Source organism: Gammaproteobacteria bacterium, assembly GCA_011682695.1.
GTDB lineage: Bacteria > Actinomycetota > Acidimicrobiia > Spongiisociales > UBA4744 > BMS3Bbin01.
In genome coordinates this window covers 1-8,307 of record JAACED010000104.1, presented here as the reverse complement: position 1 = coordinate 8,307, position 8,307 = coordinate 1, and the positions used below count along the sequence as shown (strand labels likewise).

The 8,307-nt window shown below is 63.1% G+C and carries 9 protein-coding genes, 1 tRNA gene and 1 pseudogene; 4 read left to right on the top strand and 7 right to left on the bottom strand.

Features of this window, described 5'->3' with window-relative positions; all coding sequences use genetic code 11:
- Positions 1–584: 584 nt before the first annotated feature.
- From GWP04_12315 to GWP04_12295, 5 genes are all read right to left on the bottom strand, one after another.
- Entirely contained in the window at positions 585–758 is a 174-nt protein-coding gene (locus tag GWP04_12315; GenBank protein ID NIA26327.1) for a hypothetical protein, read from the bottom strand.
- An 88-nt stretch (positions 759–846) separates the two neighbouring features.
- Complete coding sequence (locus tag GWP04_12310) at positions 847–1,470, bottom strand: hypothetical protein (GenBank protein NIA26326.1); 624 nt, start codon at positions 1,468–1,470, stop codon at positions 847–849.
- Positions 1,471–2,308: 838 nt separating this feature from the next.
- A complete protein-coding gene (locus GWP04_12305; protein NIA26325.1) occupies positions 2,309–3,025 on the bottom strand; it encodes a hypothetical protein in 717 nt (238 codons plus the stop codon).
- Complete coding sequence (locus tag GWP04_12300; GenBank protein ID NIA26324.1) at positions 3,022–3,642, bottom strand: sigma-70 family RNA polymerase sigma factor; 621 nt, start codon at positions 3,640–3,642, stop codon at positions 3,022–3,024. The genes GWP04_12305 and GWP04_12300 overlap by 4 nt, the downstream gene beginning before the upstream one ends.
- Before the next feature lie 21 nt (positions 3,643–3,663).
- Entirely contained in the window at positions 3,664–4,266 is a 603-nt protein-coding gene (locus GWP04_12295) for a hypothetical protein (GenBank protein NIA26323.1), read from the bottom strand.
- 139 nt (positions 4,267–4,405) lie between these two features.
- On the opposite strand from GWP04_12295, the gene GWP04_12290 reads away from it, so the two are divergent.
- A complete protein-coding gene (locus GWP04_12290; protein NIA26322.1) occupies positions 4,406–4,996 on the top strand; it encodes a hypothetical protein in 591 nt (196 codons plus the stop codon).
- Positions 4,997–5,018: 22 nt separating this feature from the next.
- Here the strand turns inward: GWP04_12290 and GWP04_12285 are convergent.
- A pseudogene (locus tag GWP04_12285) lies at positions 5,019–5,114 on the bottom strand (hypothetical protein).
- A 1,067-nt stretch (positions 5,115–6,181) separates the two neighbouring features.
- Here GWP04_12285 and GWP04_12280 point away from each other — a divergent pair.
- Together GWP04_12280 and GWP04_12275 are read left to right on the top strand one after the other, a co-directional pair.
- Positions 6,182–6,373, top strand: a complete 192-nt coding sequence (locus tag GWP04_12280; protein NIA26321.1) for a helix-turn-helix domain-containing protein — start codon at positions 6,182–6,184, stop codon at positions 6,371–6,373.
- Between the two features lie 157 nt (positions 6,374–6,530).
- Positions 6,531–7,544 (top strand): tyrosine-type recombinase/integrase, encoded by a 1,014-nt coding sequence (locus GWP04_12275; protein ID NIA26320.1) that lies wholly within the window; start codon positions 6,531–6,533, stop codon positions 7,542–7,544.
- Between the two features lie 35 nt (positions 7,545–7,579).
- On the opposite strand, the gene GWP04_12270 is transcribed toward GWP04_12275, so the two are convergent.
- Positions 7,580–7,654: transfer RNA gene (locus GWP04_12270), tRNA-Arg, on the bottom strand.
- Between the two features lie 186 nt (positions 7,655–7,840).
- On the opposite strand from GWP04_12270, the gene GWP04_12265 reads away from it, so the two are divergent.
- The coding region (locus tag GWP04_12265) for a PadR family transcriptional regulator (GenBank protein ID NIA26319.1) at positions 7,841–8,307 on the top strand (467 nt) is incomplete at its 3' end.

Genomic DNA, 8,307 nt, shown 5'->3' with positions numbered 1-8,307 from the left:
TGGCACGCCCGGAGGGACTCGAACCCCCAACCTTCTGATCCGTAGTCAGACGCAGGGGGTTGGGCCCCTATTGGCAATACGGCGAAATCCCTTGTGCTCATTACGTTGTCGCCTCTCGGTGGTTCGCGTCGTTTGTGGTCGTTTCTCGTCCTCCCGCGGACCAAATGCGGACCAAACCGGACGGCCAGCCGGTCGTTCACCTTGTTGGAATGACCCTCGACCCTTCGCACCTCGCCACTGCGGACGCAACTCGCGTGGCTGCGGGACTCGGAGAACATGGACGGCGTCTCGCCATGCGGCGACGATCGCTGGGGGTGTGGCGGCGAGAAGGGTGAAGACGGCGACGGCGAATCCGGTGTCGGGTGGTTCGGTGGTCCATCGGAACGTCGATCGCGGATCACCTCCGCACCGAACTCGTCATCGACGCTTTGGACATGGGCCTGCGGCGGCGACAACCCAGCACAGACACCGGACACATTCATCATGCCGACCACGGCACCCAAGGTGGATTCGACTGAACCGCCTTGAACCGGTCCGGGTTCATCGGAGACTGTGGTGTGTCCAACAAACCGGGTCAACCCCAGCTAGCCGCCCTGCATGAAGTTCCTGCGTATCCGATGCTCAGTGATTGCCTCGTAGTTGTCGTCGAGGTGCTCCTCGAATACACGCGCTCGCCGCGAGTCGTTCCACGAGTACAGGACGCGGGCAGCGACGACGAGAACGACGACGATAGCCACTCCGATCACGATCCCCGCCACAGACCAGCTCCTTCCAATGGCTTGTCGCCGACCATCGCGACACGCGTCGATCTTACCCCCTCATCCGGCGGGAGTGGATCGGTGTTCTTCATGGTGATTCGCTGCTCTGTGCTGCGAGGACGCACTCTTTGAACACCGGGCGGTTCGATGCCATTGCCTGGTTGAGTTCGGCAGGTGATCCGCTACCTACCTCGAGGCCGTTGGCTTGGAGACAAGCCACGATGCGGGTGTGAACGGCAGCTTGCTGTGTTGCGAGATCAGCTTCGGTCGGCCTTCCATCAATCTGCCAATGCCAATAGTCCTGAAGGATGCCGACATGCTGATCCCAACAAGTGTCGACAGCTGGCTCCACAGTCGAGCTCGCTGCTGTAGGAATCTCGACCCACAGCTCGAAGTCGCTGATCTCATCCGACCAGGTTCGAGGTTTCACGATCCGTGCCCCCGCTTCCGCAGCACACTCTCCATAGGCGTCGAACGCTCGTGCATACTCGCTGCGGTCGAGCGCATGGTCCTCGAGAGCGGCTGCCTGCTCCTGTGATGCCGCGGGCATGCGAGCCGCGATGTACGTCGGGAGGTTGTCGTCTTTCGCCGAATCCGGAAATACTGCTGCGGACGCCGCTATCGATGCTGCGAGAAACATCAGAAGCACAGCAACGAGCATGATCCTTCTTCCCGGCCCCTTGCCGACGGTCCGATTGATGAGGTTGTTCACGAGATCCTCCTTCCTAACACGGGTACGGAGAGCATGGGTACGTGTAGTTGTAGTGCGTGTAGCCGTTTGATAGACGGTGGTAGTGATAGCCCTTGCATGCCGCAGACCCTTTCGTTCCCACCACAACCTTGGCGTTGTTGTCCGAGTACCAGTTGGTGAGAATGTATGAGACCGAACAATCGTCCGTGTACCCCGAGTCGAACTTGAGTCTCACTCCTACGCGCGAACATCCGCCACTGTTGTCGTACGTTCCGGCACTCGGCCGCTGGGGGCCATGCTGGACTGTGTCCTCCCAGAAGCACGAACCGTGCCACCCAGTCTCGACCGTCACGTTCCACCCTGTCGCCGGTGCCATGACGACAAACGTGATCGCGAGCACCGCGGAGACAACAGCTGCCCCGATAGCCCGCCAACGGCTTGCCCAACGAGCAGACAGACTCCACCTAGTCCCTGACATATTGGAGATCCTCCTTCTTCGACGTCCTTCTCACTTTGTTAGTGTCCGGAGTCGTCCCTTCGTCGCGAGAAATCGTTCAGGACCTGTTCGCTGTTGCGGGCAAGACGCCGTAATCGCGGTCCCTGATGTCGGACCTGTTTCAAAGGTGAGAAGCCGTCGAGCTAACCCGAGGATCAGTGGCGAGCATCCAACGGACTGCGGCACGAGGCCATCGCGTCCCAGTGTCGCAAGCATGGGACTGCCCAGTGCATGGGCTTCTGCGCGTTCAGAGGGAGAGTCACCTGGGTCATCGGCGGAAGCTCAGAGGTGTTCAGCAGGGGAGGGTTCGTCGCTCGGTTTCTCTGGATTTCTTTTCGCGACCTCAGTGGTACCCAGGGGTGGCTACCGGTCGGTGCGGTCGATGGGGACGAGGAGGATCCGGCGGGAGGCGCTGTCGAAGGAGAGGCTGGGGCAGGGTCTTTCGTCGGTGCGGGGTTGGGAGACGGCGACGGTCCAGTCGTCGATGCCGGCGTCGGCGAGGGCCTCTTCGGCGATCCGTCGGGCGTCGTCGAAGCTGGGGCAGACCTGCGGGTTGATCTGTTCGATGAGCCGGTCCTGGACCTCGATGATGCTGCTGGTGGCATCTGAGGGTGGTGCGAACACTGCCATGCCGAGGCGTTCACAGACTCCCTGGTCGTCGGTGGGTATGACGATGAGGGTGCCAGTGTCGTTGACGCAGCCCACCAGCGGCGGGATCTGGCCGACGGGGGTGAGGTCGGGGTTGGTGATGGTGCCGTCGGCCCACAGGGAGGCGCATTGTTGGGGGTCGAGGCCGCCGGTTGGGGTGATGACGTGGATGGCGTCGCCGGTGAGGTCTTGAGCGCAGCCGATCCCGGCAATCTGGGTGGGTTGGCGGGTGAGATAGAACGTGGCGGCGATCGCAGCCAAGGCGAGGAGAGCGATGGCGACCGCCAGCAGTACCCGCCGGCGCCCCGACGTGTGGGGGGAGGTGTGGGTGAGGACCCGGGCCCGGACGCGCGTCTTGATCTGCGCCGCGTCGATGGGGTCGATCCCGTCGGCCGGATCGACTTCGGCGTCGAAGATGTCGCGTTCGTTCACGGCTGCTCTCCTTGGCTATCACCGGGACGTCTCGTTGGGGCTTCATCAGTGCCAGTGTCCGGCAGGTCCGGATCGTCGCGTCGAATCGCGTCGAGATGCCGGCGCAGACGCCTGCGGACCCGAAACAGTCGGCTGCGTATTGCCGACTCCGACAGACCCACCACCACCCCAGCCTCGGTGTAGGAGAGCTGTTCGTAGGCGACCAGACGGATGAGCTCCCGATCGATACCGCTCAGGGTCTCGAGGGCGGCTGCCACCTGAGTGGCTTCGGCTGCGGTGAGCACCTGCTCGTCCGGCCCCGGGACACCCCGACGATCAAAGAGTCGGCCGATCTTGCCGATGAGCCGCCCGAACCGGTCCTGCCCGCGACGCTGGTTGCCGATCACCCTCGACGCCACGCCATACAACCACAGCAGCGGGGAGTCGGCCGAGGTGGCATCGTCGAGCTTCCGCCACGCCACCAGGAACGTCTCGACGACGGCGTCTTCGGCGTCTTCCAGGCTGCGTGTCCGCCGCCGGCAGTACGCCAACACCTGGGCGAAGGTCGCTTCGTACAGCTCGTCGAAGACCGCCACAGGGTCGGGATCTCCGTTGCGGTCGGGTCGTCGACGCTTCACTCCACCTCCGGTGTGGGGATGCTACGTGATGTAGACGGACGACACGTCGTTGTTCCACCCGCTCAGCATGGTCGGAGCCACATCGTACGCCTCGGATGTCGGATACCGCGAGCCGCCTCCGTTTTCCCAGTCGGCGAACCGTGCCGCACAGGCGCCGATCCGATACGAGGAGGTTCGCTGATCGAACCCGTAGTCGGCCAGGTTGAACCACTGCCACCGTCCCCGCAGGTACAGCACCGCACCCGTGTACCAGGTGCCGTCATACATTCGCAGGTATGAGGCACACGACGAACCCGACGTCGCCGTCGTCCTACCCGTGCCAACCACAGATGCAGGAGCGACCTCGGCTTCGAGTTGGGCGATGCGGCGGTTCATCTCAGCTTCAGTATCGAAACACTCGGGCATGTCGAGCTTATCGGGCCACACCACACAGGCCCCGGCGCCGCTCCAGCTGTGGGTCAGGTCGATCAGGTGGTCCCCGTACCGGGCTGTCGTTCCCACCCCCGGCAGTCCTGAGCTGTCGCTTCCCGACGCTGCATATGCGGGCACCGCGACGAGCATCACCGTCGCGAGGATCACCGGCACGATCCTCACCCGGTGGCTTCTTCTCCGTGTCCTCATCATTGCTCCCTTCACCTCCGGAGGACGCTGGATCGTCCCCTCACCTGGGTAAGTGTCCGGATGAGGCCAAACATCGCGCGCGATGTTCCGGCCGGTGGTGGACACTTCACCAGGTGAGGGCATCGGGAAGGCAAATGGAGAGATGACAGTCAGGACGGAACCGCGACACCCGCCGATGTGGACGATCACGCTCTCCGACGAGGTGGCCACCGAACGGCGACTCGTCGCCATGCTTCGAGCCGTCCCGGCCCGTCTCGTCTCCGACGACCACCCACAGGCCAATATTCGAGTCATCCGCCTGTCCCAAGCCCTCGTCGGAGGGTTCCCGGGCCGGGTCCCTCAGATTGTCGTCGCCGACGCGATCGACGAGATCGTCGTTCGTGCGGTGATGCGCTCCGGCGCCGCCGGAATCATCACACCCAGCTCTACTGTCGAGGAGGCACGGGTGATTCTCACCGCGGTCGTCGCCGGCTCCTTCCCTATCCCCCGTCACCTGGCTCCACACTTGGCGACCCGCCTCGAACCGGCGACACCGGATCGTCTCACGGCACGGGACCGCCTCATTCTCCAGCGGCTCGGCCGCGGCGACACGATCCGGGTCATCGCCCAGCGTCTTGGATGCTCCGAGCGGCACACTCGACGTCACCTCCGCACCCTGTGGGGCAAGATGGGTGTGGATGGCCGCGCTCAAGGGCTCGTCGCCGCCGCCCGCCAAGGCCTCCTCAACCCGTGAGGCCACCCGTTCCGGACGCACCTCAGGGTTGGCTGGCGGGCGCTCCGTGGCAGCGCTTGTACTTGCGGCCCGATCCGCACGGGCACGGTTCGTTGCGTCCCACCCTGCCCCACGATTGCTCGGGCAGGATCGGTGAGTCCGCCCGAGAGGCGGCTCGTCGTTCCCGGGCTTCGAGGGCTCGTTCCCGCCGGTGGAGCTCCGCTTCCCAGCTACGCAGACGAGCCTCGGCAGCTTGCATCTCCTGTTCACGGCGGGTGAACTCCGCTTCTCGCCTCGCCACCTCCTCCCCGAACCGGGCGGAGGCAACGGGAAGGTCGTTCGGGTCGGTGTCGTCGACCACTCCGGCGAGCTCGTGGCCGATCAGGGCGGCGAGGGCTCGGCCCATCGACACCCCGGCCGTGTCGCAATAGCGCCGCCAGGTCGACCACATCGCCGGAGTCGTCGGGACCCGCACCATCCGCCACGTCTCATCCTGTCCGAGGCCGGCGAGCAGCCGGCGGTCGACCCTGGCGAGCACACCCCGGTTGAGGCCCATCACGACCCCGCCTGTCTACATGTATACATCGGCAACTGTGTTGCACGTGCGTGTGTGTTTTGAGGGTGCTGGCGCGCTTTCGCGACGCTGGGGCCGTTGTCACGGCTGTTCTCTGGATCGTGGCTGTCTTGAGTGGCAGGATCGGTGCTCCTGTTCCTTCCTGGAGCTTCTCGACTGTGAGATTGTCCTGGCAACCTGGTTTGCGTTGGACGCCGGGAATGGTCCTGTGCCTGAGTACTGGGCGATCCAGACGGGAACTGGACGTCGTGTTCGGAACACCAACGGCCAGCGGAAGCAACGAAGCCGCATTCGACGACGGGATCTCCACTGAGGCGAACGAGCGCTGGGTACTCCATATCCAAGAAGTAGACATGCCAACCCTCTCACCAGAGTTTCCGTAACCCTCTCACCAAAGTCTCAGTAGCCCTCTCAGAGGCAACGCTGACACCGCCAGAACCCTTGAGCCACAACGCTTTTCATCACATCGGACAGCGGCAGCGAAGAATCCGCCCAATGGCCGCGTCACACGCGCCGCGGAGTGCTTCGGAGCCGGGTTGACCTGTCTGCCAACACTCTGCTGAGACTCTGTCGAAACTCTGTTGAAACTCTGGTGAAACTCTGGTGAGAGGGTACGGCTGGAGAATCGAACCATGGATTCCATTGATCGGCTGCTTACTGTTGAAGATCTCTCTGAATACCTCGAGGTTCCGGTCGCCACGATCTACGCGTGGCGATACCATCGCCAAGGCCCACCAGGATTCCGTGTCGGTAAATATCTCCGCTTTCGATGGAGCGACGTCGAGACCTGGATCGAGGACAGGGTCAAGACAGACGTGCTTTGATTGCCGTGGGTGAACGAGGAGGTATCCGACCGTGGCACATATCCAACACCTATCCGGACGGCGGCGACCCTGGCAGGTCCGGTACAGAGATCCATCAGGACGAGAGCGAGCCAGGAGCTTCCTCCGAAAGTCTGACGCAAGCCGTTTTGCTGTCACAGTGGAAGCGGACAGAATCCGAGGGGAGTGGACGGACCCTCGGCTCTCGAAGACCACCGTTGCCGAATGGTCCGATCGGTGGCTGCGCACGAAGTCCCATCTCAAACCCAAGACGCTGGCTGGCTACGAGTCCAATCTCCACGCTCACGTCCTCCCTGCTTTCGGTGGCCAACAGCTTCGCCACGTCGACCGCATGGCCGTCGAGGAGTGGGTCGCCGACCTGCAAGCAGCAGGACTCGGTCCCTCCGGCGTCCGCCAGGCGCGACAGGTGCTCAACAGCATGATGATGCTGGCCGTCGAAGCCGGCTACCTCATTGTGAATCCGGTTACTGGTGTGAAGGTTGCCCGCGAACCCGACCCTGAGATGCTCTTCCTGTCTGCCGAGGAAGTGGAGCGTCTCGCCGCGGCGATTAGCGAGCCCTACGGAACGCTCGTGTATCTGCTCGCTTACGGAGGACTCCGCTGGGGCGAGGCCGTAGCGGTTCGCCGTAAGCGATGCGACCTCCTGCGATCCCGGATCGAAGTGACGGAATCACTCTCAGAGGCTCGGGGGATGCTCCACTTCGGCGCCACGAAGACGTACCGCCATCGAACGGTGATCATCCCTGCGTTTCTCAGCGAGCTACTCGCCGAACACCTTGCTCGAGAGGTCGACGACGGTCCCGATGCGCTGGTCTTCACCTCGCCCTTGGGAAAGCCTCTCCGGAACTCCAACTTCCGGCGTCAGGTCTGGTACCAGGCCGTGGCCGACGCGGGACTACCCGAGGGACTCCGCATCCACGACCTGAGACATACCTGCGCTGCCCTGCTCATCGCCGAAGGGGCGCATCCCAAAGCGATCCAGGTGCACCTTGGTCACTCATCGATTTCGGTGACGATGGACCGCTACGGGCACCTGTTCCCGTCCGATATGGAGGCTCTGGCGGTGGCCCTCGACGGGCTGCATCGTCAAGCTCTCGCGGACCAAATGCGGACCAACCGCGGACCAGAGGTCATCGAGCTCACCGGCCAATAGACGGAATCCCTTGCGGCACAAGGGATTCCGGTGGGCACGCCCGGAGGGACTCGAACCCCCAACCTTCTGATCCGTAGTCAGACGCTCTATCCAAATTGAGCTACGGGCGCAGGATTGGAAGACACCGCAGGGGTGCCTCGCAGCGGGAATGGTAGTACGCCCTCCCTGTCAGTCGCATCTGTTCGAAGTACGTCTCCCGATCCTAGGAATAGACGGGTCAGAATCTGGTTGACAGTATCGCGATATATCGCGATACTGTTACAACAGTCTAGAAGGGAGACCAAATGACGTACACGATGACACCGCCGTGGTCGGGACCACGCGGTATGAAAATGATGATGATGGCCGGGAAACGGCGGCGCGGGAACCATGGACCCGGAGGACACCGCAGTCAGTTCCCGATGGGCCCGGGACCGTTCTTCCCAGGCAAGCCGAAGGTTGGGCGCGGCGATGTTCGCATCGCCATCCTGCACCTTCTGTCCGAACAACCGATGCACGGCTATCAGATCATCCAGGAAATCTCACAGCGCACCGACGGTGTCTGGAACCCGAGTCCCGGGTCGGTGTATCCGACACTCCAGCAGCTCGAGGACGAAGGACTCGTGCGATCGGACCAGCGCGATGGCAAGAACGTCTTCTCGCTCACCGATGACGGTGCGGATGCACTCGGGTCCGAGGATCAGACACCTCCCTGGGAGCGGATGGCGGGTGGGATGAGCGACAACTTGCTCGACCTCCGCGAGGCCGGATTCCAGGTTGGTGC